A 23,872-nucleotide genomic window follows, 5' to 3' on the forward strand; every position below is an offset into this window, starting at 1 on the left:
TGAACTTTAAGTCAGGCGGTTTAGGCTGCTAAGCTATTTTTATTTGTAACCTGTTCAGTTTCATGGGCATTGGTTAGACCTTTTCTTATATTTTCTAATTCGTATGAAGATTTCTACATTCTTTGTCAGTGCCTTATTGGGCCTTTCCACAGCATTCGCGCAGAAAAAACCGGCAGCCGAGCAGCGGCCCAACATTATACTAGTAATGGTTGACGACCTGGGGTATTCAGATATCGGCGCTTATGGCTCGGAGATCAAAACCCCCAACATTGATCAGCTGGCTACGGAGGGGATCCGGTTCCGTGAATTTTATAACAATTCGATCTGCGCGCCAACCCGGGCTTCGTTGATCACGGGCCAGTATCCGCATAAGGCTGGCGTGGGCTATTTCAATGTGAACCTGGGCCTGCCTGCATACCAGGGATATTTGAATAAAGAATCGCTGACCTTTGGTGAAGTGCTGCGTGGTGCTGGTTACAGCACACTGCTGAGCGGAAAGTGGCACGTGGGAAATGATAGCCTGGCCTGGCCAAATCAGCGTGGATTCGATCATTTTTATGGATTTATTAATGGTGCCAGCAATTATTTTGATCTAGGTAAATATGGCAAAGGGCCAAAAGTTGAGCTGGTTGAAGACAACAAACGCATCAACCTGCCGGCCGATAAATACCTGACTGACGAAATTACCGACCATGCGATCTCTTTCATTGAGGAGCAAAGCAAAACCCCTAAGCCTTTCTTTCTTTACTTGGCATTTAATGCCCCGCACTGGCCATTGCAGGCACATGAGGCCGATATCGCCAAATACAAGGGTAAGTACAGCATTGGCTGGGACTCGCTCAGAAGCGAGCGCATCCAACGTCAGAAAGCGATTGGAATAGCAGATTTAAATCAGGCACTTGCCGAGCGTGATGCGGACGTAACGCCCTGGGAAAATGTTCCTTATGACGAAAAATTGCTATGGGAGCGAAAAATGGAAATTTACGCGGCTATGGTCGATCGCGTGGACCAGAACATCGGTAAGCTGCGCGAGAAACTGAAAGCATTGAAAAAGGACGATAACACGCTGATTATCTTCATCTCGGACAATGGGGCGCAGGGCGGATACGCTGGTGCATCCCCGCGTAAACCGCAGCGTAATTCAGGACCAGCGGGTTCTGCCGGGTCATATGTTTATCAGGACCAGCCCTGGGCATATGTTTCCAACACGCCGCATGCGAGCTACAAAAATAATATGCACGAAGGAGGGATCAGCGCGCCGTTCATTGCCTGGTTTCCCAGACAGATCAAGGCTGGAACGATTGTAAAAGGCACCGGTCACCTCATTGACCTGGCGCCGACTTTTTACGATTTTGCAAAGGCTGCTTACCCGGCAACCAGCAATGGAGTCAATACCAACCCTTTACCTGGAAAAAGTCTGTTACCAGTGCTTACCGGCAAAACGCAGGAAGTTGACCGTGGCGGAGCGCCTATCTTTTGGGAGCGCGCAGGCAACCGGGCCGTTCGAAAAGGCAAGTGGAAAATCGTATCGACTTACCCCGCTTACAAGTGGGAGCTGTATAATCTGGAAACCGACCGGGGTGAAACGACCGACATTGCCGGCAGCAGAGCAGATATTGTAAACGAGCTCTCAGCCGATTATGCAAAATGGGCAGAAAAAACGGGCGTGGTAGATTACGACAAGATCAAGCCAGCCAATCCGATAGGGACTCAGGCGCCCCGGCCAAACAGACGACCACCTACTTTTTAACAAAGGCGTATAAGGCCAAGCGTCGCGCTTTATTACTCACTTAATTTTCAAACCAATATTTTAATCATGAAAAACCTGATCGTGTTACTGTTTGTTTCGCTGATTGCAACCAGCACGTTTGCCCAGCAAACCAAAAAAAGGGAACTGCTGACTTTTGAAGCATTTGAGGAGAAACTGAAAGCAGCCGGCAAGAATGCCCAGATCCTCGATGCGCGCTTGCCAGAGGAATATCAGCAGAACCATCTGGAAGGCGCCGTAAGTTTTAGCATTGGCAATAAAGGGGATTTTGAAAAACACATTGCAAAGCTTAGCAAAGACAAACCAACATTCATATACTCAATCGGAAACGGCCGCAGCGGCGTGCTGGCCCAAGACCTGCGCAATGCAGGTTTTCAGGATGTGACAGAAATTCCGGGCGGGCTCAGCAAGTGGATCGGGCTGGGCAGGCCGGTGATTTCAACAACCGGAAAGGGACTTTCACTCGATGAATACACCGCATCACTGCAAAGCGACAAGTTGGTTTTGGTTGATTTCGGATCGCGTTACTGCCCGGGCTGCAAAAAGCTGGACCCGACCATTGATTCCATTAAAACCGAGCAAGCTTCGCATGTGAAGGTGGTTAAAATTGAGGCTTATGAAAACAAAAGCCTGGTCAAAGAACTGGGTGTGGTTGGCCTGCCCACATTGATTTTATACAAAAATAATCAGATCGTATGGCAGAAAAAAGGCGGTGCCTCCAAAGCCGAGATCGAAAAGATCCTGCACAGTCAGACATTGTAATGTCAAAGGTGCGCGTTAGCGATAAGCGAAATGCCGGATGGGAAACCTGTCCGGTATTTTTTATTTAATTGGCTGGCATGTTTGTTGGATATGTATATTAAGGCACTTATTTGACCATTAACTTCATTACAACATGAAAACCGAGAAAGAGAAAATGCTCGACGGCGAGCTATACATTGCCCTTGACCCTCAACTGACCCACGAACGCACCCAGACCCGATTGCTGCTGTTGGATCTGAATGCAGGCCGGGAAGATGAGCCCGAAAAAAGGGCTGCGATTTTAAAGCAATTAATCCCCAATGCAGGACAGAACCTTTGGCTGCAACCGCCGTTCTACTGTGACTACGGAAGCAACATCATTGTGGGTGAGAGTGTGTTTTTCAACTTTAATTGTGTGGTTTTGGACGTCACTTATGTGCGTATCGGGAGCCGTACGCTGTTTGGGCCTAATGTTCAAATTTACACGGCCACGCATCCGATTGATTACGTGACCAGGGCCTCGGGCGTAGAGTCCGCCAAGCCGATCACCATTGGAGAAGATGTTTGGGTAGGGGGCAGCGCAGTCATCAATCCTGGCGTCACCATTGGCGATCGCTCTATTATCGGGGCTGGCAGCGTGGTAACCAGGGACATTCCGGCCGATGTTTTTGCCGCCGGCAATCCATGCCGCGTGATCCGTTCATTGGTAGAAAAGCCGGCTTGAAATGAATGTCAGAAAGGGGATTTTTGAAACATAACTTCGCCGTTTTGATCTTTTATATAAACGGCGTAGCAGTTGTCATTAAACTCGGGGTCAAAATGGGGTTTCGTTTGTACCAATGCGTTGGGAACAGGCTTGGAAGCATCAAAAAAGTAGACGGTTGTCGTGCCATATTTTGTATAGGGCATCATATCGCCGTATTCTTTCATCTTATCAAAAACCGGCCCTTCCACCGTAGCAGCATAGATCCGCACAATCGGGCCCTTATTGTTTTGGTTTCGGAAGCTGGCTACTTCTATAAAATTGCCTTCCAGATCATCCACCGTAGGCTGTGAAGTCGAATCGTAAATAATATATCCGATCAAGGCAACAATCAGGACAAGGAAAATCAGTTTTCTGTTTCTATTCATTAGTGAAGGCTGTTTTGCAGCATTATTGAAGGCTGTTTTGTAAAATTAATACAAACCCGCATATAGCAACAGGCGGACAACCCTTCCGGATGTCCGCCTGTCACAGTACATGAATTTAATAATGCAATTTAGTAAGAACCCAGATAGCTTGATCCCGACTGGCCTGTCAATGTGGTTCCTTTAATGACTTCTTTTGTTTTCCAGTTGACAACATATAACCGGCCCGCTTGGCCTGTTGGTGTTAATGGTACATACACATAATCTCCGCTTACTGCCAGATTTTGATACTGTCCAAAGTCCAGTCCTGCTTCGTAATCGCTGCTGATCTTGGCAGCTGTTTTTGCATTCAGATCGATTAAGGCCATATAACCACCTTTTCCGGCAATGTTATACAATACCAAACCAACACCGTCCTGGATATATCTCCATGCCTGAATACGGGTGTCTGTAAGGCTCAGGGCCGCGTCCAGATTGAAATGATAGCCGTTGTCATATTCATCGTTGCTTTTGCTGATGCGCAGGATATCTTTTCCACCCGTAGCAGTTGCCTGGTAAACATGACCATCCGTGCCTACGTACTGTGTCATGGTGCGGTATGAGTGATTGTTAGTTTTAGAAAGCGTAGAATAGATCAGCTTCGGATTTTGCAGTGAAGGGTAATCTACTACAAGCGTCGTGGTGCCGATGGTTCTGTTGGCCGCATCATTTGCCCAGACCGGCTCGCCGGCTGTGTTGTAAGACAGCTTGGCAGGATCTATTTTGCTGACATTGCAACCAATGAAGATCTTGTTTTTAGCCTGATTTAAAACCGGCACATCAATGCGGCCCACTGAATATCCCTGCGCTTCTAATTCAGCCGGGAGGGGGAAGTCGAACTCGGTAGAGTTAGGCACTTTTGCATTTTCCAGGTCAATAACGGCAATCCTAACTTTGCCTCTGGTGTATTTGAAGATGTGGTTGGGTGCTGCGCCTTCCGTAACGGTTGTGCTTCCTGTCAAGTGCACGCCGATCCCGATATTTTCAGCGGCTTTTGTCCAGCGTGGAGATGTTCCAACGATATCGGACAGATCCAGTTCATTGCCTGTATCCTGATAATCTTTGGCGCCTTTCACCAGATATTTGTTAAACACGCCGCCATCTTCGCCTGTGTACTGAATGTTGTAAAGCTCAGTGCCATCCTCGGAGGCCTGTACACGCGCTGTGCGGGCAGACCTTAAACCAAAGCCATTTTGGTAAATATTAACCGAAAAATTTGGGTCGATCGCTTGTTCGTGCGTGATCGCGTAAGCCATAGTCCCGCCATTACCGGCTGTTCCCGCTTCATCGGGAATAGAAGCGGTCAAGGATACAAATTCTCTTGCACTTCCCGGGGTTTCCACACCTGGACCGGGCGCTGGTTCGTCATCCTTGCAAGCCGCAAAGACCAGGGTCATACTAAGTATCGCTGCCGTAAACAGATTTTTTTTCATTTTGAAAAGGATTATAAAAATTTACTGATTGTATAATTCAACTTGATTGAAATTGCCCTTCCCGGCTTCTGCACGCCGAAATTGTCATACATTTCTGCATTGAGAATATTTTTTAAATCGAAACTCACCACCAGTTTGCCACTCGGAAGCCGGTAGCTTGCGCCGATGTCGTGGTAGAACTGTGTGGGCGTAGTAAACCACTCTGAATCCATCCAGACAGTTCTGAAAGCGCCTACAAAGCCCGTGTTATAGTAAATGTTTAAAATCGATTTTTTCTGAAACTTGTCGTTGAGCCGATACTGGAAACTGCCGTTCATAGTAAAAAACGGCTCGTTGGGCAGCTGTAAATTATACAGGTCATGAGGATTGCCCTGTTGATCAAATTTCTGCTTGAACAGTGTGTTGAATTTGGAAAAATTAAAAAGGGCATTCAGGCGGTTATCGTATATATAAATGATCTCACCTTCAAAGCCCCTGGACTGCGTTCTGCCAAGGTTCACATATTTGGTTACCTGGATATCTGCATCACTTTCCCTGCCCTGCACGATCTGGTCTTCCACTGCCTGCTGGGTAATTTTATCAAAACCATTTCGCCAGAATGCACTTGCATAGAGCGTGATTTTATGTTTGCCCCGCTGAATAGGGCCGTGCCGCACCCCAAGATTATAATTCACATTCTTTTCGGGTATCAGGCCCGGACTTTCCAGGATATTGTTTTCGGGATCACCATATAGCTGGTTTTCGGTTGCTGCTACATAAGAGTTTTCGGTAGAGCCGATCACGTACATTTTGGAAACAACATTGTAGGAAACCGTAGCGCCATAGCCCTTGTTGTTATTGACGGTCTTGTTGCGGATCCGGTTAATAATATTGGCACCATCCTGTTCTACTAATTCAGGCCGCGTGTGAATGGTCCGGTTGAAAGTATATTTGGCTAGTAAGTTGGTCCTTAATTTATCATTCAGCAGCTGGGCCTCATAGTTCATAGCAAAGATGTTGTTCATTACATTGCTCACAGTTACCAGGTCTTTGTTAACAGGGTTTAGCAGATCATTATCATCCCTGTCTGTTGTTTCCAGTTTGTGATTGAGCGAAACCCTGTGACCGGGCGCGACGGTATAGCCCAGGTTCGTCCGCATGTTGGTGATCTGCCGGTTCACCTGCACAATGCTTTTAGGCCCTTGCTGACCCATGCCCGCCGTCGGTGGAACCGGTATTTCCACTCCGTTTCTGATGAGCATTCTGGGCCTGCCGTCCCAGTTGTAAACCTGACCGACCGTATCCTGAACATAAGTGCTCCTGTAACTTCTGACAGCATTGACATTAACTGCCAAACCCTTCGCCAAAAAGTTGTTCTTGTTGTAATTCAGGCTCACTACATGCGCCTGATACTCGCCAAACCTTCCTACATAGGGCTTTGCCATGGTGGTGCCATGCGGTATTTCGCTGTAAGTATCAGAAATGTTATATCCCAAAAAGAACTGGTCAGCCCATTTAACATTGGTAAATCCAACTTCAAACCTTGCCCCGATAGACTTGTATGTATTATTGAATCTTTTGGCCTTGTAATACCGCTCCAATGTCCTGTCGGGATGGACAAACTTGGAAAACTTCCCCCAGGTCGTATAGCTGTTATCCGTATAGGTATAAAAGCCCGACGCCCTTGTTGTAAAACCACTTTTTTTGTTTCGGTAAATGCCCGACAGGTCGGATTGGAACGTGTTGAATGATCCGTAAGCTACGGCGGCAGTAATGTTGTTTTGCGAGGCATCTTTTTTCAAAACAACATTGATGGCCCCGCCTACATAATCGCCGGTAAGGTGAGAAGGAAGCACGCCTTTATAGACCTCGATGCGCTCGATCATCGCCGGGGGGATATTATTCAGGTTAAATGAAGATCCATAAGTGGCTATCTCAATGCCGTCCAGAAATATGCCAACGGCGCTGCCAGACATACCATTGAGATTGTACTCTACGCGCGATCCGATGCCGCCGTTTTGACGCACGCGAACACCCACCGCCCGGTCCAGCAATTCATTGGTAGTCAGGTTTCGCAGTGAGGCCTCCTTGGTTTCAATGACGGCAACAGCGAATCCCTGCGTTTCAATCTGTTTTTTTTCTGTTTTCTCAACAATCTGCACTTCGTTGAGATCCAGTGCAGTTTTGGCCACAACCGGGCTGATCTCGTGATAGGGCTTGTCGACATTGAATTTGAAAGCTTTGGCTTTTATTTCAACCGATGTAATCACGATCTCCTGATTTCCGTAAGGTACTTCTTTGAGCAGGAATGTGCCGTCAGTTTCGGAAAACGTAGCAATATTGGTGCCGGTAATCCGGATTGTTGCAAAGCTCACCACCGAGCCTTTTTCTTCCTTTAACCTGCCTTTTATAACCGCTGTTTTCTGACTGGTTGTCTGTGCAAGAATATTAAAATTGAACAGCGTAACGATCGCCGTAATCAGTAGAGAATGTCTCAATAACATCAGCTTTTTTCCTAAATATTTGTTGCCTGGCAGTTGCCATCACTGTTTTGCAAGAGATGAGGGTCTGAATATATCCGGTCTTATTTAGACTAATTATATCGAGGGCAAAGATAGATTCCCGGATTTAGGAAAAATGACGTCAAAGGGAATTCTAGTGACGCCAGAGGGAATATTGATGGTGTAGACGCTGTTACGAAAAGCGATTGCGGGCATCGTAGGCCAGGCCAAGCCCTACGCTGGAAAGTTTGTTTTCTTCGGACCATTCCGCAGCCGGGAAAAGTTGCCGGAATTGGTGTTGGATAAGCGGAATCTCGGTTGAGCCGCCGGTCATGATCACCAGACCGATCCTTTCCGGCGTCACGCCTGCCGCTTGCAGACATTCCCGTGCAGACTGCACAATACGCTCGGTTTTTGTAGTGATAGCAGCATCAAAATCTTTTCTGGCAACGTCAATGCGCAGATCCTGATCAATAAAATCGAGCGCGGCGGCAAAGTTTTCGCTGCTGGCAAGGCCGATCTTGATCTTCTCTGTTTCGGCAAGCACGGCGTGTCCCGTCTCCTGTTCAAGCACGCTGATAAGCCTGCCATAACGCACCGGATCGTGTGTTTCACGAAGCAGTTGTTTGGCCTGAAACAGAATCCTGTTGGTATACAAAAAATTCACTTTGCTCCATTCGGACAGATCAAAGTAATGGTAGGAGGGCACTTCCAGGTTCTTGGCTCCGTATTTAGAGCGGAAACCCAGCTCAGGCATCATTTCGGCCAGGCTTAGGTCCCTGTCAAAATCATTTCCTCCAAGCCGCACGCCTGTATTGGCCAGAATGTCTTCGTTCCTGTCGTGCTTGACGGCGTTTTCTTTGGAAAGCCTTATTATAGTAAAATCGGAGGTTCCGCCGCCCAGATCAACCACCATGGCCAGCTTTTCTCCTGCAACCCTTGCTTCGTGGGCGAATGCTGCCGCAATGGGTTCAAACTGAAATCCGACGTGTTCAAAGCCCAGATTTTTTGCGATTTGTTTCAGCTCATTTTCTGCCCGCTGATCCGCTGCCGAATCATTATCTACGAAATGTACGGGCCTTCCCATGACCACATGCCGGAGCTCACTTCCGCAGTCTGCTTCCGCCTTGCGTTTCATCTGGTCTAAAAATGCGGCAATGATCTGGTCGAATTTCATCAGCTCGCCATTGACCATTGTGCCCTGACGCATAGCCGAACTTCCCAAAACGCGTTTTAGGCTACGCATTAAGCGGCCTGGCTGGCGATTCAGAAAACGCTCCGTTGCCTGACGGCCAAAGTATGCGTGGTTGTCTTTTCGTGCAAAAAACATGGCACTGGGAATGGTGTGGTTATCATTTTCAACCGGAACCAGGAAAACATCGTTTTGATTTGCCACAGCCAGGCTGGAATTAGAAGTGCCAAAATCAATACCGCAAAAAACAGAAGTCGTCATCATTTTAAAAATTGGGCGCGCAATTTCTCATTATTAATTCGGCAATCCAAACGAATGTTCGGTTTGAAAGATAAGTTTGACTCAATGGATATAGGGTTAAACCCCCTTTTTTCCGTCAAAACAGCAAACAGGTTTGCCGTGGTGGTTATCTTGTGTAACAGGCGGGAAAGCCCTAAAACCGTTATAGGATGATATATAAACGTACATATTTTATCGCTATTGTTTTGTTAATGAGTGGGTTATGCTGCGCTCTGGCTCAGAAGAATAACACTGTAAGAAAAAAAGTTTCTGTTCAGGAAGTTGACATACGAAAGTTTGGGGCAGTTGGAGATTCTGTAACCATCAATACAAAAGCAGTTCAGAAAGCCATTGATTATTGCGCTCAAAAAGGTGGTGGAGCTGTCCTCATAGCTGGTGGCGTTTATTCATCAGGGGCCATTTTTCTGAAAAGTAATGTAGAGCTAAAAATAACAAAAGGTGCCAAGCTCAGAGGAGTAGCGGGCTTGGAACATTATCCCGTTTTGAAAAACACGCGCGTAGCTGGAATTGAAATGGATTGGCCATCGGCCTTCATTAATGCCATCAATGCCGATAATGTGCATATCTCAGGCGAGGGTACAATTGATGGATCAGGTTATTACTGGTGGCAGGATTACTGGATCAAAAGGGACAGTTTAAAAAGGACAGTTCTGCCTGATCTGATCGACTGGTACGTGCCACGGCCACGGCTAATTTTATTTGATAAAGTTTCAAATGCAGGCATTAGCGGACTGAAACTCATGAATTCGGGGTTTTGGACAGTCCACATTTGTTACAGCAAATCCATCGAGCTGCTGGATCTGAACATCTACAACCCGGTGCTGGACGAGGGGAAAAAAGCAGCGAGTACCGACGGGATTGATTTGGATTCCAGCCGGGATATTCTGGTGCGCAACTGTACAATTTCAGTTGACGATGATTGTATTGCTGTAAAATCAGGAAGAGGATCCGATGGACTTCGCATCAACATTCCTACTGAAAATGTGGTGATCGAAGACTGTTTATTCCAAAAAGGCCACGGCGGCGTTTCCATGGGAACCGAAACTGCGGGAGGCGTGAGAAACATTCTTATCCGTAATTGTAGAGCCGATGGCAACAATGCTGCAATTAAATTCAAGCCGCGGCCCGGCCGCGGCGGGGTTATCGAAAATATAACGCATGAAGGTTGGGATATCAGAAACGGGGACGTTGCAATTGATTACGCGCTGCGGAAAGTAACTGGTGAAGACTACATCGATGAATGGCAAAAGATAAAAGTGCCTTTTGAAAACGCTACGCCGAAGTATCGAAATATCACAATCCGGAATGTCACGGCTGCCAATATGAAAAAGGCCATTACTTTCCTTGGTTGGCCACTAGCGCACGCAGAAAATATTGTTTTACAGGATGTATCAATCCAGGCCCAGGAAGCAGGTTCTTTTGAGTATGTTGATAATTTGCTGCTCAAAAATGTAAATGTCGAAAGCAAGGGGAAAGCCCTGGAATTCTTCAATGTGGTAAACCTGAAACGGTAATACAGGGCAAACCTTTCTTAATGTCAGTCACCCAGCATTTTGCGAAGATATCTGGCAGCCTTGGTGAGTGATCCCAATTTTTCTGACAATGTCCCGATCAATGCGCCGTCGGCCTGCTCGATGTCGCTCATGTTAATGCCTGATTCGAGTTGCTTGGGATAGATCAGCAGCAAGCTTTGCTCCTGAAAATAATTGGAGAGATAACCAGGCAATTTTTCCAGTTGTGACAGATAAGATGCAGAACCTTTTCTTGCCGAAACGATGACAAACAGATCATCTATTTTCAGCTCCCTGGAAAAAATCAGAAAATCGTCCCAGGCACTGAAAACGCTGAATTGTACCTCCACAGTGGTTGTTTTCCGGGCAATAATACCATTGATAGCCTTGATTGTTCGTGCGGAGGCATAAAACTGGATGGGCATAGCATTCAGTTTCGCCAGTGTAATCAGCTTGCCAAGCCAGTGCAGGAAACCCGGGTCATTGCTGCCTGCTGGCGGAATGGCCACAACAATGCGGTTAAGGGTGTTAAATGGTTGAGCCGGTTTGTAAATGTATATCGTTTCAAAAACACGCTTGACAATGCTCTCGATTTTTGGCCCCAGAAATGTTTTGTGATCCGTTTTCTGATGCAAGCCAATCACCACGTCTGTAATGTCTTGTTCTTTAATGGTGTAAGTAATGCCGTTTCCAATATTGGCATCATAGCGTGTCAGCGGCACCAGTATATTTTCCGATGCGCTGGCATGGTCAACAGCTTTGTTGAGGATCTTCTTACCGTGTGAGGCAGAGTCGTGCTTCTGATCCTGGTCGGTGACAATGTGCAGGCCGTAAAGCGGAATGGTGCTGTGTTTTGCCTTTAACATAATCCCAAAATCCACCAGGTCGGCAATCATATCGGGGTAGGAAAGAGAAACCAGTATTTTCTCGTTGCTGGCGGCGGCGGCATCTTCCGGGTTTTCTTCTTCCTGCAATAATGCCAGCTTTTTGGAAGCTCTTTCCACAACGAAGGAACTAACAGCGCAACTGACCAGGATCAGCACGATTGTGCCATTCAGAACGTCTTCGTCCAAAAGCCTGATAGGCTCGCCCAGCGCGGTTTCACCTACGATAATGTTATAGCCAACCAGAATGATGGCCAGCGTAGCAGCCGCGTGCGATGAGCTTAGCCCGAAGATCATTAATCCCTCATCAGAAGAGAGCCGAAACACTTTCTGAGTGATCCAGGCCGCCAGATATTTACTAGCCAATGCGATCACCAGGATCACACCGGCAACTCTTAAAGCGCCCCAGCCTTTGACCAATACGCTGATATCGACCAGCATTCCCACGCTAATCAGGAAAAATGGAATGAACAGCGCATTGCCAACGAAGTCAATGCGGTTCATCAACGGGGAAGAATGGGGGACAAATTTATTTAATACCAAACCAGAGAAAAAGGCGCCGATGATGGCTTCAACACCTGCAAGCTCGCCCAAAAAAGAGGCTAGAAAAACCATTGCCAGCACAAATATGTATTGTGAAATGCTGTCTTCGAAGCGCTTAAAAAACCAGCGGCAGATTATTGGAAAAACTAAAAGGACGACGGCCACAAAAATGATGAACGAAAAACCCAGCCTAAACCAGAATGCTGGCGAGACGTCGCCCTTGGACATACCCGCTACGCCTGCCAGAATCAGAAGCGCAAGGATATCGGTGATCATTGTACCGCCCACAGTCATATTGATCGCCCGGTTGCGTGTAACGCCGTATTTGCTGGCAATGGGATAGGAAACCAATGTGTGGGTGGAAAACATACTCGCCAGCAGCAGCGAAGACAAAAATCCATACCCCAGGATATAATAACTGGCCAGCGTGCCAGTGACAAGCGGCAGCAGGAATGTGGTTAACCCAAAGACAATGATCTTGTTACGGTTTTTTCTAAACTCGGCCAGATCAATTTCCAGACCCGCCAGAAACATAATATAAAGCAAACCAACCGTTCCAAACAGCACAATGCTGCTATCGCGGCTTAGCAGGTTCAATCCATACGGGCCCACGATCATCCCTGAAATAATCAATCCGATAATGTGAGGGACCTTGATCCGGTTGAAAATGATGGGTGCAAACAGGATAATAAAAAGCACCACCGAAAAAATGATAACGGGGTTTTTGAGGGGTAATGAGAGGTCTAGTAACAGCAACGAAGTCATACGCACAAGTTTAGGATTATTTCTGCCGCTCGGCAGTCAGGGTGTAGCGGATTTTGCAATCGGTGCGCTCCACTTCCCGCATCCCTTCCATTTTACCATCTTTCAGTTCCAGCATCACCCGCATCACCGATTCGGAGCCGGGTTGACCACTGGTGGCTTCAAGCCGGGGTTGGCTGAAAGAACCGTTGTAAATCCTGGACAGTTCGTTTCCTGTAAAAGTATTTACAACAATTCCTTTGTTGTGATAGGCTATTTCCCAGGTTTCCGTTTTAGAATCCCCGATGGCCGATCCGCTGCAATTGGTTTCCGTACAGCGCATCTTTACGATCCACTTGCCTGTAACAGGCTGCGCCTGCAGCGAATCGGTGACAGCGGTAGAATCTTGTTGTTGCTTTTTCTTTTTTTCCTGCAACTCCTTTTCCAGCAGCGTCAGACGCTGTTCCCATTGCATTAATGTTTGCTCTTTTTCGGCGATCTGCTGCTCTCTCTTGCTCAGCTGCGCTTCCTTTTCCTTATATCCGCAACCCTGCAATGCCGCCGCGAAAACCAGAAAAAATAATGTCCATCTTTTCATGCGTGTCCTTTTTTAGAGCGTGTAAGGTGGGTAATTCCAGGCAGGATTTCAAATTGATTAAACCAAAATCACCGATTTGTTATCAGGTTCGGCGCCCTTGGCCAGCGCATCAATGCTGCTGAGTGTCACCTGGGCGATCTCAGAAAGTGCCTCCTCCGTGAAAAATCCCTGGTGCGCCGTTACCAGCACATTGGGAAAGCTCATCAAACGCTGGATAGTGTCGTCCTCAATTATGCTTTCTGAAAGATCTTTAAAAAATAGTTTCTCTTCCTGCTCATAAACGTCAATGCCGAAGTAGCCAACGTGTTTGTTTTTTAATGCATCAATAACATCCGGCGTGTTGATAAGCCCGCCGCGGCTGGTGTTGATCAGCATCACGCCTTTTTTCATTTTTTGCAGCGTTTGGGCATTGATCATGTGATGCGTATGCTCATTGAGCGGGCAATGCAGAGAGATGATATCCGAACTGCCCAGCACGGTTTCAAGATCGTGATATGCAATGCCATTTGCCTGTAAAACTGCATTAGCAGCAATGTCATAAGCGATCACCTTGCAGCCAAAACCTTTCATTATTTTGCAGAATGCAGCGCCTATTTTTCCGGTGCCGATTACCCCGACAGTTTTGCCGTATAAATTAAAGCCCATCAGGCCGTTTAAAGCGAAATTTTGCTCTCTGACCCGGTTGTAAGCTTTGTGGGTTTTTCGGTTAAGTGTTAACAGCATCGCCACAGTATGCTCGGCAACGGCCTGGGGCGAATATTCGGGCACGCGGCAGATGCGCATGCCCTTTTCACGGGCTGCTTCCAGGTCAACATTATTAAAACCCGCGCAACGCAGCGCAATGATCTTCACGCCTTTTTCGGCCAGCACGGCTATCACTTCTGCATTCACTTTATCATTTACAAAAACACACACAGCAATCTGATCCTGAACCGCTTCCACAATGTGCGGACCTAAATGTGTCTCTAAAAATTCGAGCTCAAAGCCATAACGCTCGTTATGCTGCTCAAAAAAAGTACGGTCGTATGGTTTTGCGGAAAAGAATAAGATTTTCATAAGCGCAGTAATTCGTTGAAGGAAATTCGGCAAAAATTCCATGTAAGGAACGTCTTTCCAATGACATTTATCAGTTAAACCGGCAATCCATGTCAATATTTCTTTGGCAAGGCTGATCTAGTTTTGGATCATTATTATTCAAATGCGCAAACCATGCATCATACATTTCATATCCCGGTTTTAGGCCTCGGATATTCGGTTGATACTCCTGTAAAAGTGTCCCATTTCGGGATTTCCTCGGTTATGTCTATTGTCGACGACGAGATGATCGAACGCATGCGAAAGCATCATACCCTAGCCAATGGTGAGGTTTTTGTCCCAATTAATAAAAACGAAGAAGATTTTCGAGCAAGACGCATTACGGCCTATCTGAACCTGGTCAACCGCATTGTTGATAAGAATTTTGAAGATCTGAAACAACAATCTTTTGAGGGTGGCGCCGCGCTTAATATGTATTTCCAGCTCTTGCCTGAGCATTCAGCGCTTAAAAAGCAATATCTGCAAATGTGCGAAACCGCATCAGCGGATGACAAACAGCTTTTGCAGACGACATTGAAATCACAGCTTGCCAAAGGCGCTATCGATGTCAACATTATGTCAAAGGTTGATAAGGTTAATAAAGATGCCTCCGGACAAAATCTGGAAGATCAGTTTTCCGATGCTTCGGCTGCCTTGCGCGGATTTGCCAACAGCACATTATCGTCTGCATTGGTGCTTTCTGCGGGCATGAATCCGCGACTTTACAATTATCTGGAGAGTTTCCCGGACTTTTTCCCGGACCAAAACGGACATTTCAAAAAGCAGATCATCCTGAAAGTAAGCGACTTTCGTTCCGCATTCATTCAGGCCAAATATCTGGCCAAAAAAGGAATATGGGTCTCCGAATTTCGGATAGAATCGGGCCTGAATTGCGGCGGCCACGCTTTTGCAACCGACGGATTCCTGCTCGGGCCGATCTTGGAAGAGTTTAAAATGAAAAAACAGGAAATGCTTACCGACCTGTTTGCATTATACCAGGCTGCATTAGGCACCAAAAGCATTGATATTAAAGATATTCCTGCGTTGCGCATCACCGTCCAGGGCGGAATTGGCACTGCCCAGGAAGATGAATTTTTACTAAAACATTATAAGGTGGACGCAACCGGGTGGGGGAGCCCGTTCCTGCTCGTGCCGGAAGTTACCAATGTGGATGAACAAACATTGAGCGAGCTTACCAAAGCTGATAGCAGCGATTATTATGTTTCCAATTCCTCGCCGCTGGGTGTTTTGTTCAATAATTTCAAAAGAAGCAGCGCCGAAAAGCAGCGCCTGGAAAGGATCGCGAAAGGAAGACCGGGAAGTCCTTGCAAGAAAAAATACCTGGTGTCCAACACAGAATTCACCGCAGAACCGATCTGCACTGCCTCCCGCCAATATCAAAATTTGAAAATAAAGCAGATCCAATCTCTGGCATTATCGCCGGCCGAACGCGAGCAAAAAATCAGTGCAGTCACCGAAAAGCTCTGCCTCTGCGAAGGCCTTAGCACCGCAACATTGATCAAACATAACCTATTAACCCCCAGAGAAAATCACGCCGTATCCATATGCCCGGGCCCAAACCTAGCCTGGTTTTCAGAAATTTACAAGCTCAGTGAAATGGTCGATCACATTTACGGAAGGGTTGATTTGCTGGCTGGCGTGGCACGGCCAAACATGTTTATCAACGAGTTGAACCTTTATATGACCCATTACCTGAAAGATGTTGAAGTCAATGCGAAAGCGTTCACCGAGAAAAAGGAGAAATATCTCAACAAATTCCGGGAACAATTGCTGGATGGGATCGCCTACTACAAAGCGCTGATCCCCAAACTTAATCAAAGCATTTCCTACCAGAATGAAATGTTTGCGCAACTGGAAGCGGCCGAGGCCGGACTTATCAGTTACGCATTCTAACCAGTTTTTCATATTCAAAAACAGTGATCAGGCTTCCTTTCATATCAATGAGGCGCTCCTCTTTGAAATCCGAAAGGGTGCGGATCACTGTTTCCGTGGCCGTGCCGACCATTGAGGCAATGTCTTCCCGGGTGATGGACATGGAGAATGGCTTGGCCTTATCTTCCTGATAGCGCTGCACCAAGGTTACCAATGCCTGCGCCACACGTTTTCTTACGGAATTGTATGCTAAATGCAGCAGTCGTTCTTCCCGGTCTTTGATCTCGTTGGAAAGCATGCGGATAAATTTGGAGGACACTTCGCGGTTTCCCTGCAACAGATTGAAAAAATCATCCTTGGGGATTATTGAAACTTCCGCTTCTTCCAGTGCAATGGCGCTTTCCTGGTAAGGCTCGCCCTGCAGGAGATCAATGTACCCGAAAAAATCACCTTCCTTAAACAGGTCCGTAATGTATTCCTTCCCGCTTCCATTTGATTTATAGGCTTTTACCTTTCCCTTTTGTAAGAAAAAAACACTGGAAGGAAAACTGCCTTCGGTATAAATAGTTTCTTTCTTACGCAGTGTTTTCACCTTTTTATCCTCAGCCAGCTTGGCGATCAGGTCAAATGATTTGGCTTCTTCAATGAACTGGTCCAGGCCTTTTGCCGAGCGTTCAAACTGGCGTTTGAGCCTTTCGCTTTTTTTCAGGCGCATTTCCACGATGTTGAGCAGCTCCACGTCATCATAGGGCTTGGTCAGGTAATCGTCTGCGCCCATGGTCATTCCTTTGCGGTAATCGTCCTTTTCTGCTTTTGCTGTGAGGAAAATGAAGGGAATGTGGGCGGTATGCTCATCCTTGCTGAGCAAATGCAGCACGCCATAACCATCCAGTTCGGGCATCATGATGTCGCAAATGATCAGGTCAGGCTTAAACTCGCTGGTCAGGTGCACGCCTTCCTTGCCATTCTCTGCGGTCATTACTTTATAATTGGCCAATTCGAGGATTTCAGCGGTATTTTCCCGCATTTCAGGGTTGTCTTCAATCAACAGTATTTTTTTAGCTTCCACGATCACTTTTTAAGTTGGTACTTAATCCATTTTTACTTGCGCAGGCATCACATTGGGCAGGCGCACAAAGAACGTCGTTCCCTTTCCGGTTTCGCTCGAAAAAGTGACGTTGCCGCCCATCAAAGTCACATAATCCTTGACAATATTCAGTCCCAGGCCAGTCCCTTGCGTTGCGCCCGCATTGTGTGCCCGGAAAAAGCGGTCGAAAACATTCGGGTGGTCTTTTTCCGGAATGCCAATGCCTTCATCAATCACTTCCATCTCCACGGAACCGGCTTCTGCCTTGATTTTCAGCACAATATTTTTTCCTGCATCCGAATATTTGATCCCATTTGAAAGCAGGTTGAAAAGGATATTTCGCAGCAACTGCTTATCCAGCCAAACCTCCGTATTGCCCCCATATTGCAAATGAATTTGCTGTTTTTCCTTGCAAAGTCCCTGAATCTCGTCGATCAGGTTCTTGCAGAATGCTTCCAGCTCCACCTGCACAGGAATGCTGTGCACGCGGCCTTCTTCCAGCTTACCGATCGATAGAAAATCATTCAATATCTCTGTCAGGTTCGTGACTGCCGATTTGATTCGTTTCACATGCTTCTGGCGTTTTTCTTCCTCTTCTGTCGTTCCATAACGGCCTATCAATGAGGCAGATGATAATATGGTGGCCAGCGGCGTGCGAAATTCATGGGAAGCAATGGTCACAAACTGGCTCTTCATGTTGTTGAGCTCCTTTTCCTTTTTCAAGGCGCGTATCACTTCTTCTTGCGAGTCTTCCACTTTTTTGACGGCTTCCGCCAGTTCTCTTGTGCGTTGTTCAACCCTTTCTTCCAGCTCCGCATTCAGTTTTTGTATTTCAAGATTGGCTTCCCTGATGCGGTTTTCCTGCTTTTTTCGCTCTGTTATATCAATGACAAAACTCACTACAAATTCACCATCACTTGTTTTAAAAGGGCTCAGGCTAACTTCTACGGGAAATTCACTGCCGTCAAAACGTCTGGCAAACAGATCCATCAAATGCCCCATTCCCCTTGCGCGCGGCGCTTCCAGGTAATGGTCGCGGTAATGCACGTGGTTGCCGGCAAACCTTTGCGGGATCAGCGTTTCTATTTTTTTACCGATCAGGTCCAGATCCGTGTAGCCAAAGAGTTCCTTGGCTTTGGGATTAAGCATTACAATGGCACCAGCTTTATCCACAACTACAATTCCTTCCGTAGCATGTTTAAAGAGGGCATCAAGCATTTCAATATGCCGTGTCATCACTTTCGTATGAATTAATATATCACTATCAAACATAGAAAGGTACACTACATTGGTGAAAGGGACAAAATATGGTCGAGCTTAAACAGTCTGGCTAAATAGTTGCGCTTCCGGTTTGTTTTCCCACAAAAGCGCATCGAAAGTCATGCAAATGTTTCGGATAAAAGGCTTCCCTTTCTCAGTAACCTTCACGCTGAATGGCTGTAATTCAACGAGTTCGTCAAATTCCATCTCGTCCAGGCGCTCCACAGACTCGAACACTTCCTGGCAACATTCGGCTGCATGGGCCCATGCAGTTTCAAACTGCGTCATCAACCTTAAAATATGGCGGCGCAGGATCAGATCTTCGCGGGTCAGCTCGTGGCCTCGTGCGATCGGGATCATTCCGGCTGCAATGCGCTGATAATAATCTTCCACTTTTTTCTCGTTCTGCACAAAGCCTGTCCAGCTGTCGCTGATTGCCGAAGCTCCCAGTCCGATCAGCAGCTGCGTGTGCGTGTCGGTGTAGCCCATGAAGTTGCGGTGCAGGCGTCCTTCTTGCTGTGCTTTGTATAAAGAATCGGTGGGCAGTGCAAAATGATCCATACCAATGTCCTGATATCCTGCCAGTTCCAGTGCATTTCTACCCGTTTCGTAAATGGCCATCTTTTTATCGGCATCCGGCAGGTCTTTTTCGGTAAAATTCCTTTGTCCGGGCTTAATCCAGGGCACGTGTGCGTAGCTGTAAAAGGCAATGCGGTCGGGTTTCAGCTGGATCACGCGCTGCATAGTTTCCATCATGTAACACGCCTTTTGGAATGGTAAACCATATACAATGTCATAATTTACGGAGGTGTAACCAATCTCCCTAGCCTTTAAAGTGAGGTGTCTCACCTGCTCATAAGTTTGTACGCGGTTGATAATGGCCAGCACGATCGGATTAAAGTCCTGCACGCCAATGCTGATCCGCCGGAAACCCACTTCGTAGAGTGTTTGCAAGTGTTCGTCGGTTGTATTGCCGGGATGTGCCTCAAAGCCAAACTGGGCTTGAGGGTGAACGATGGAATCCTTTAACAAGCCCAGAATGAGCATTTTAAGGTTTTCAGGACTAAAAAAGGTGGGTGTGCCGCCGCCCAGGTGTATTTCACGGATAACAGGCTTGGTTTCGCCGAATGTTGCGATGTACATCTGCCATTCTTTGAGAACGGCGTTAATGTATTTTGTTTCTACGGCATGGTTTATGGTAATGCGTGTATTGCAGCCGCAGTAAGTGCATAGGCTCTCGCAAAAAGGAAGGTGGACGTAAAGACTGATACCCTCTTTTTCATTGGAAACTTCAAAAGCATCCATGACCAGCTTCTTCCATTTTTGCTGCTGAGGAGGCGTTTTTTGCCAGTAAGGAACGGTTGGATAGCTCGTATAACGGGGTCCGGGTGTATTGTATTTGAACAGCAGGTCCTTATCCATGGTAATCGTGTTTTTGAATGGTTACTATGAATCAAAACTAGGGTTAAGCCGCCTTGGAAAACATGACTTTGGTCAGTATCAAAACTAACATTTGTAGCCCCGAAACGCTTATAGGGCCGGAAGGATCACTATTTCCCGTGACATTCGGTGATGGGCTTAACTGCGGAATAACTTGCGTGCGGATATTGAAACAAGGTGCTGCGGTATAGCAACCATATGCCTGCGAACGCAATGAAAATTGGAGTGATCTGATGAAATTTGCTGCGGACAGCGGGCGTAACCCAGTTTTTGAAAAAACCGACTGCCATCATCGCGGGCCATGTGCCCATTCCGAAAACAAACATGAAAATGCTTCCGGCAGCGCTGCTTCCTGTTGCCAATGAGCTCATTAATGCCAGGTAAACCAGCCCGCAGGGCAGTAGTCCATTCAGCGAACCGAGCAGAAGCCAGCCGTGCAATTTGCGGCTGCCCAGTAGGGCTGCCATTTGATTTTTGATGAAATTAACAGGCTGTCTTAAAATGGCGGGCGCGACCAAAAAGCGCGTAAATGCTTTTGGCCAAATCACATAAACCAGCATAAAGAGACCTGCCAGCAAAGAAGCATATTTGAGATAACCCATCAACGCCAGCGCATTGCTAAAAGCACCAACCAACGCGCCCAGCAAGGCATAGGAGCACGCCCGGCCCACATTATAGGCAAGCAAACCCGAACTCCGTTGCCAGGCATTGCCCCTCTGCACCGGAAGCGCCAGCGCAATGGGCCCGCACATGCCTATGCAATGGAAACTGCTGAGCAGCCCCATCGTCAAAGCCAGATATGGAAGCGCATTGTTCACTTGTTTTATTTTGTGTGACTGATTACGATCACGTCTTCATTCCAGTAAGTCTGCTCTTTATTTTTCCAATCAATTTGCAGATGGTAACTGCCTTCCGGGATGTTGGTGACGGGGATTATCTGGGTGTGATTTTGGGTTGAGATCTTGAATTTCCTGTCGTTTTTGTCATTGGAAGGACAGTATAAATGGATAGCCCCGGCCAAATCATTTTCTTTAACATTACCAGGAAAAACAATGCTGATCCCTTCACTGGTCACTTGCCATTTCACAGGCTCTGCCAGCGCGGCAGCGCGCTGTTTTTTGTCAATTTTATTCTGAAAACCGAGTTCTTCTTCATAATAATGCTCCGTTACCAGATCAATTTTCTGGCCGATGCTCATGCTGACCAGCACCAGTATCATGGCCACAAAACCCATATACAATGCCGTGATTCCAACTCCCCAATTTATTTTCATGCTTTTCATTATTGCTCTGGTGCTATGAATGTTGTTTCAAAATCTTCCAGTTTCTCATTGCCTTGGTAAACCGATAATGTCAATGTTGTCTTGCGTTTTTTCAACGCGTTTGCAGGCACCACAATGAAGACAGTGCCTTCAATCATACCCGCCGGATTGAGCGATAAATTCACGTTTCCATCCAGTGAAGCGCCTGCGAAAATCAACTTGCCTTTAACGCTTTCGAGCCTGATCACGGGCTTGATCGCACGGTTGGTTTTGTTGAAAATCTTGAATGTATAAAGGTTTGTAATGCTTTGATCCTTGTTTTCAATGTATTGGCTGCCCGGTGCGCGCAGCAGCATAGTCTGCGTATCCGTGCGCGAGACAACCATAAATCCCAGCACCGACCATAGCAAAAGCAGCATCACCATTGCGCCTATAACCCGCGGCGTAATGAGCTTATTGGTTTTCTTCACAATTGCATTTTCGGAAGTGTAGCGGATCAGGCCCTTTTTAAAGCCTACTTTTTCCATAATGTTGTCGCAGGCATCCATGCAGGCTGTGCAGTTCACGCATTCCATTTGCAGGCCGTTTCTAATGTCAATTCCCGTTGGGCATACGGCCACACATTGATGGCAACTGATGCAGTCGCCTTCGGTGCGTTCCTGGTTTTTATGGATTTTTCCGCGAGGCTCGCCGCGTTGGTAATCGTAGGCAACATTAATGGTGTTGCGGTCCATTAACACGCCTTGCAGCCTGCCATAGGGGCAAACCACCGTACACGCCTGGTCGCGCAGCCACGCAAAATTGAAATAGAAAATGACCGTAAAACCAATGATCCCGCCAAAAAGCGACATGTGGTCTGCAATGGGCTCACGAATGATTTTTGAAAGCTCATCCACGCCCAGCACATAGGAAAGCAGCAGGTTGGCAATCAAAAAGGACACGATCAGGAAGGCAGCATATTTGGCCATTTTCCTCAGGATCTTTTCCGCGTTCCAGGGTGCTTTGTTGAGCAGCTTTTGCTTGGTGGCATTGCCTTCAATGGCGTATTCGATCTTTCGGAAAACCATTTCCATAAACACCGTTTGCGGGCATGCCCAGCCGCACCATAACCTTCCGAAAATAGTAGTGAACAGCACAACGAAAATCATGAACGAAAGCATGGTAAGCCCGAAAAGCCAGTAATCCTGCGGGCCGATGAAAATGCCGAAAATGATGAATTTGCGTTCCAGCACATTGAACAGCAGCAAAGGCTGGCCGTTGTATTTAATAAACGGCGTTACAAACAGCAGCGTCAATATGCCCACAGTAAACCAAAACCTGCGCGTATGCCATTTGCCGGTTGGTTTTTGCGGGTAAAACCAGTTGCGCTTTCCATCCTCATTGACTGCGCTGAAATGGTCGCGGAATGATTCATCGGGATCGGTTATGACGTGCTGGGAACTGTTCATTTGTAATAGAAACGGCTGTTTTGCTTAATTAACTGCTACTTTTTCGTCGCTAACCAGCTCGCCTTGCGGCTCCTTGGGGTTGGCAGGTTTTGTGCCATTCAGTGAATGCACATAGCTGGCCACTTTTTGAATGTCGGTGGGAGAAAGCTGCTTTTCCCAGGAGATCATTCCTTTTTCGGGAATTCCGTATTTAATGACTTTGAAGAGATTCTTGATCCCCGCGCCGTGCAGCCAGTAACCGTCTGTCAGGTTCGGGCCCACACTTCCGCCGCCGTCAGGGCCGTGGCAGGCCGTGCATTTTTCCTGGAAGATGGCTTTTCCCTGGCCTATAACCGCCTCGTCGCTGATGAGTGTCACCGTGTTTTCGTCCATCGATGCGCCTACTTTTTCCATGTAGGCTTTTTTATCCATTTCGGCTTGCGCAACTTCTTTTTCAAGCTCGGCAAGCTGGTAATCGCCGATTCCACTGAAATAATAAGCGCCGTAACCGACCCCGATAATAATGGTGCCTACAAAGAGCGATTGTAGCCACGGCGGCATGCGGTTATCCAGCTCCTGAATGCCGTCGTAATCGTGTCCTTCAATAATGAGGTGATGCTCCTGGCTCGGCAGGACGCTCATTCCAGCAAACTTCTTCCACCAGGAAACAACCGGGTCTTTATGCGCTTCTGTTTTGGCTGGGGCGGAGATTTTTTGAAGTAATGTTACCGTGTTCACCAACGCGATCACAACCAGCAGCGCCGCAAAGAAAATGATGCCCAGCAAGATTAAAAGAATAAGCTCGCTGCCGCTGATCGCCCGGATCGGTTCTACTGCCGGTTCCTGCGCGAAGCCCGAACCGCTCAGCAAAAAGAAAAGTATTGATAAAATGCCCTTTTTGATCACCCCATCATTCAATGGCATACTTTCCATTTTTTGTAGTGACTTTTTATCGATCCTAATCACAAATACGATCAGTGACACGAAGAACACGAAAAATATAAGCAGCGAGATCAGCGGGTAAATGCCTATGCCGGCAATGGTTTCAAGATATGTTCGGAATTTCATAATG

The 23,872-nt window shown here is 47.0% G+C and carries 19 protein-coding genes; 5 read left to right on the forward strand and 14 right to left on the reverse strand.

Annotated elements, in window-relative coordinates; genetic code table 11:
- The first annotated feature begins 103 nt into the window (after positions 1-103).
- The 3 genes from B5X68_RS07280 (at position 104) to B5X68_RS07290 (ending at position 3,233) form a co-directional block, all read left to right on the forward strand.
- On the forward strand, positions 104-1,750 hold the full coding sequence (locus B5X68_RS07280; protein ID WP_082214064.1) for an arylsulfatase: 1,647 nt from the start codon (positions 104-106) through the stop codon (positions 1,748-1,750).
- Positions 1,751-1,816: 66 nt separating this feature from the next.
- Positions 1,817-2,530, forward strand: coding sequence for a thioredoxin domain-containing protein (locus B5X68_RS07285; protein ID WP_141110231.1), 714 nt, complete (start codon positions 1,817-1,819; stop codon positions 2,528-2,530).
- 133 nt (positions 2,531-2,663) lie between these two features.
- Complete coding sequence (locus B5X68_RS07290) at positions 2,664-3,233, forward strand: sugar O-acetyltransferase (protein ID WP_082214065.1); 570 nt, start codon at positions 2,664-2,666, stop codon at positions 3,231-3,233.
- 8 nt (positions 3,234-3,241) lie between these two features.
- Here B5X68_RS07290 and B5X68_RS07295 read toward each other — a convergent pair whose 3' ends face one another.
- The 4 genes from B5X68_RS07295 to B5X68_RS07310 all read right to left on the reverse strand — a co-directional run bounded on the left by B5X68_RS07295 (position 3,242) and on the right by B5X68_RS07310 (position 9,042).
- Positions 3,242-3,640 (reverse strand): hypothetical protein, encoded by a 399-nt coding sequence (locus tag B5X68_RS07295; protein ID WP_082214066.1) that lies wholly within the window; start codon positions 3,638-3,640, stop codon positions 3,242-3,244.
- Positions 3,641-3,768: 128 nt separating this feature from the next.
- Complete coding sequence (locus B5X68_RS07300; RefSeq protein WP_082214067.1) at positions 3,769-5,109, reverse strand: DUF4374 domain-containing protein; 1,341 nt, start codon at positions 5,107-5,109, stop codon at positions 3,769-3,771.
- A gap of 11 nt (positions 5,110-5,120) precedes the next feature.
- Positions 5,121-7,592, reverse strand: a complete 2,472-nt coding sequence (locus tag B5X68_RS07305; RefSeq protein WP_082214068.1) for a TonB-dependent receptor — start codon at positions 7,590-7,592, stop codon at positions 5,121-5,123.
- Between the two features lie 190 nt (positions 7,593-7,782).
- The gene (locus tag B5X68_RS07310; RefSeq protein ID WP_082215241.1) at positions 7,783-9,042 is read right to left on the reverse strand and encodes an Hsp70 family protein; all 1,260 of its coding nucleotides are present in this window, start codon (positions 9,040-9,042) and stop codon (positions 7,783-7,785) included.
- Positions 9,043-9,230: 188 nt separating this feature from the next.
- On the opposite strand from B5X68_RS07310, the gene B5X68_RS07315 reads away from it, so the two are divergent.
- Entirely contained in the window at positions 9,231-10,595 is a 1,365-nt protein-coding gene (locus tag B5X68_RS07315; protein ID WP_082214069.1) for a glycoside hydrolase family 28 protein, read from the forward strand.
- Between the two features lie 23 nt (positions 10,596-10,618).
- Here B5X68_RS07315 and B5X68_RS07320 read toward each other — a convergent pair whose 3' ends face one another.
- From B5X68_RS07320 to B5X68_RS07330, 3 genes are read right to left on the reverse strand one after another with little or no spacing between them, the layout of a single operon-like run.
- Positions 10,619-12,784, reverse strand: coding sequence for a cation:proton antiporter (locus B5X68_RS07320; protein WP_082214070.1), 2,166 nt, complete (start codon positions 12,782-12,784; stop codon positions 10,619-10,621).
- Positions 12,785-12,800: 16 nt separating this feature from the next.
- On the reverse strand, positions 12,801-13,358 hold the full coding sequence (locus tag B5X68_RS07325; RefSeq protein WP_082214071.1) for a hypothetical protein: 558 nt from the start codon (positions 13,356-13,358) through the stop codon (positions 12,801-12,803).
- A gap of 57 nt (positions 13,359-13,415) precedes the next feature.
- Positions 13,416-14,414, reverse strand: coding sequence for a 2-hydroxyacid dehydrogenase (locus B5X68_RS07330; RefSeq protein WP_082215242.1), 999 nt, complete (start codon positions 14,412-14,414; stop codon positions 13,416-13,418).
- 153 nt (positions 14,415-14,567) lie between these two features.
- Here B5X68_RS07330 and B5X68_RS07335 point away from each other — a divergent pair, with 153 nt between their 5' ends.
- A complete protein-coding gene (locus tag B5X68_RS07335) occupies positions 14,568-16,346 on the forward strand; it encodes a hypothetical protein (protein WP_082215244.1) in 1,779 nt (592 codons plus the stop codon).
- Here the strand turns inward: B5X68_RS07335 and B5X68_RS07340 are convergent.
- The 7 genes from B5X68_RS07340 to B5X68_RS07370 form a co-directional block, all read right to left on the reverse strand.
- A complete protein-coding gene (locus B5X68_RS07340; RefSeq protein WP_082215243.1) occupies positions 16,330-17,394 on the reverse strand; it encodes a response regulator in 1,065 nt (354 codons plus the stop codon). The two genes, B5X68_RS07335 and B5X68_RS07340, sit on opposite strands and share 17 nt — an antisense overlap.
- Before the next feature lie 21 nt (positions 17,395-17,415).
- On the reverse strand, positions 17,416-18,648 hold the full coding sequence (locus B5X68_RS07345; protein WP_229208325.1) for a PAS domain-containing sensor histidine kinase: 1,233 nt from the start codon (positions 18,646-18,648) through the stop codon (positions 17,416-17,418).
- An 81-nt stretch (positions 18,649-18,729) separates the two neighbouring features.
- Positions 18,730-20,094, reverse strand: coding sequence for an oxygen-independent coproporphyrinogen III oxidase (gene hemN / locus B5X68_RS07350; protein WP_082214073.1), 1,365 nt, complete (start codon positions 20,092-20,094; stop codon positions 18,730-18,732).
- Positions 20,095-20,222: 128 nt separating this feature from the next.
- Positions 20,223-20,930: a sulfite exporter TauE/SafE family protein gene (locus B5X68_RS07355; protein WP_141110232.1), complete on the reverse strand. Its 708-nt coding sequence runs from the start codon at positions 20,928-20,930 to the stop codon at positions 20,223-20,225.
- Between the two features lie 5 nt (positions 20,931-20,935).
- Positions 20,936-21,385, reverse strand: a complete 450-nt coding sequence (locus tag B5X68_RS07360) for a FixH family protein (protein ID WP_082215245.1) — start codon at positions 21,383-21,385, stop codon at positions 20,936-20,938.
- Positions 21,386-21,393: 8 nt separating this feature from the next.
- Positions 21,394-22,821, reverse strand: a complete 1,428-nt coding sequence (ccoG, locus tag B5X68_RS07365; protein ID WP_082214075.1) for a cytochrome c oxidase accessory protein CcoG — start codon at positions 22,819-22,821, stop codon at positions 21,394-21,396.
- Positions 22,822-22,845: 24 nt separating this feature from the next.
- The gene (locus B5X68_RS07370) at positions 22,846-23,868 is read right to left on the reverse strand and encodes a cbb3-type cytochrome c oxidase N-terminal domain-containing protein (RefSeq protein WP_082214076.1); all 1,023 of its coding nucleotides are present in this window, start codon (positions 23,866-23,868) and stop codon (positions 22,846-22,848) included.
- Positions 23,869-23,872 lie beyond the last annotated feature (4 nt).

The organism is Dyadobacter psychrophilus, from assembly GCF_900167945.1.
Taxonomy (GTDB): Bacteria; Bacteroidota; Bacteroidia; order Cytophagales; family Spirosomataceae; genus Dyadobacter; species Dyadobacter psychrophilus.

Bases quoted from the DNA above. Each gene is read 5' to 3' on its own strand.
- B5X68_RS07330 (WP_082215242.1), bottom strand. From the start codon at position 14,414: ATGAAAATCTTATTCTTTTCCGCAAAACCATACGACCGTACTTTTTTT.
- B5X68_RS07295 (WP_082214066.1), bottom strand. From the start codon at position 3,640: ATGAATAGAAACAGAAAACTGATTTTCCTTGTCCTGATTGTTGCCTTG.
- B5X68_RS07325 (WP_082214071.1), bottom strand. From the start codon at position 13,358: ATGAAAAGATGGACATTATTTTTTCTGGTTTTCGCGGCGGCATTGCAG.
- B5X68_RS07300 (WP_082214067.1), bottom strand. From the start codon at position 5,109: ATGAAAAAAAATCTGTTTACGGCAGCGATACTTAGTATGACCCTGGTC.
- B5X68_RS07280 (WP_082214064.1), top strand. From the start codon at position 104: ATGAAGATTTCTACATTCTTTGTCAGTGCCTTATTGGGCCTTTCCACA.
- B5X68_RS07370 (WP_082214076.1), bottom strand. From the start codon at position 23,868: ATGAAATTCCGAACATATCTTGAAACCATTGCCGGCATAGGCATTTAC.
- B5X68_RS07345 (WP_229208325.1), bottom strand. From the start codon at position 18,648: ATGACACGGCATATTGAAATGCTTGATGCCCTCTTTAAACATGCTACG.
- B5X68_RS07320 (WP_082214070.1), bottom strand. From the start codon at position 12,784: ATGACTTCGTTGCTGTTACTAGACCTCTCATTACCCCTCAAAAACCCC.
- B5X68_RS07315 (WP_082214069.1), top strand. From the start codon at position 9,231: ATGATATATAAACGTACATATTTTATCGCTATTGTTTTGTTAATGAGT.
- B5X68_RS07310 (WP_082215241.1), bottom strand. From the start codon at position 9,042: ATGACGACTTCTGTTTTTTGCGGTATTGATTTTGGCACTTCTAATTCC.
- B5X68_RS07285 (WP_141110231.1), top strand. From the start codon at position 1,817: ATGAAAAACCTGATCGTGTTACTGTTTGTTTCGCTGATTGCAACCAGC.
- ccoG (WP_082214075.1), bottom strand. From the start codon at position 22,821: ATGAACAGTTCCCAGCACGTCATAACCGATCCCGATGAATCATTCCGC.
- B5X68_RS07290 (WP_082214065.1), top strand. From the start codon at position 2,664: ATGAAAACCGAGAAAGAGAAAATGCTCGACGGCGAGCTATACATTGCC.
- B5X68_RS07305 (WP_082214068.1), bottom strand. From the start codon at position 7,592: ATGTTATTGAGACATTCTCTACTGATTACGGCGATCGTTACGCTGTTC.
- B5X68_RS07360 (WP_082215245.1), bottom strand. From the start codon at position 21,385: ATGAAAATAAATTGGGGAGTTGGAATCACGGCATTGTATATGGGTTTT.
- B5X68_RS07335 (WP_082215244.1), top strand. From the start codon at position 14,568: ATGCATCATACATTTCATATCCCGGTTTTAGGCCTCGGATATTCGGTT.
- hemN (WP_082214073.1), bottom strand. From the start codon at position 20,094: ATGGATAAGGACCTGCTGTTCAAATACAATACACCCGGACCCCGTTAT.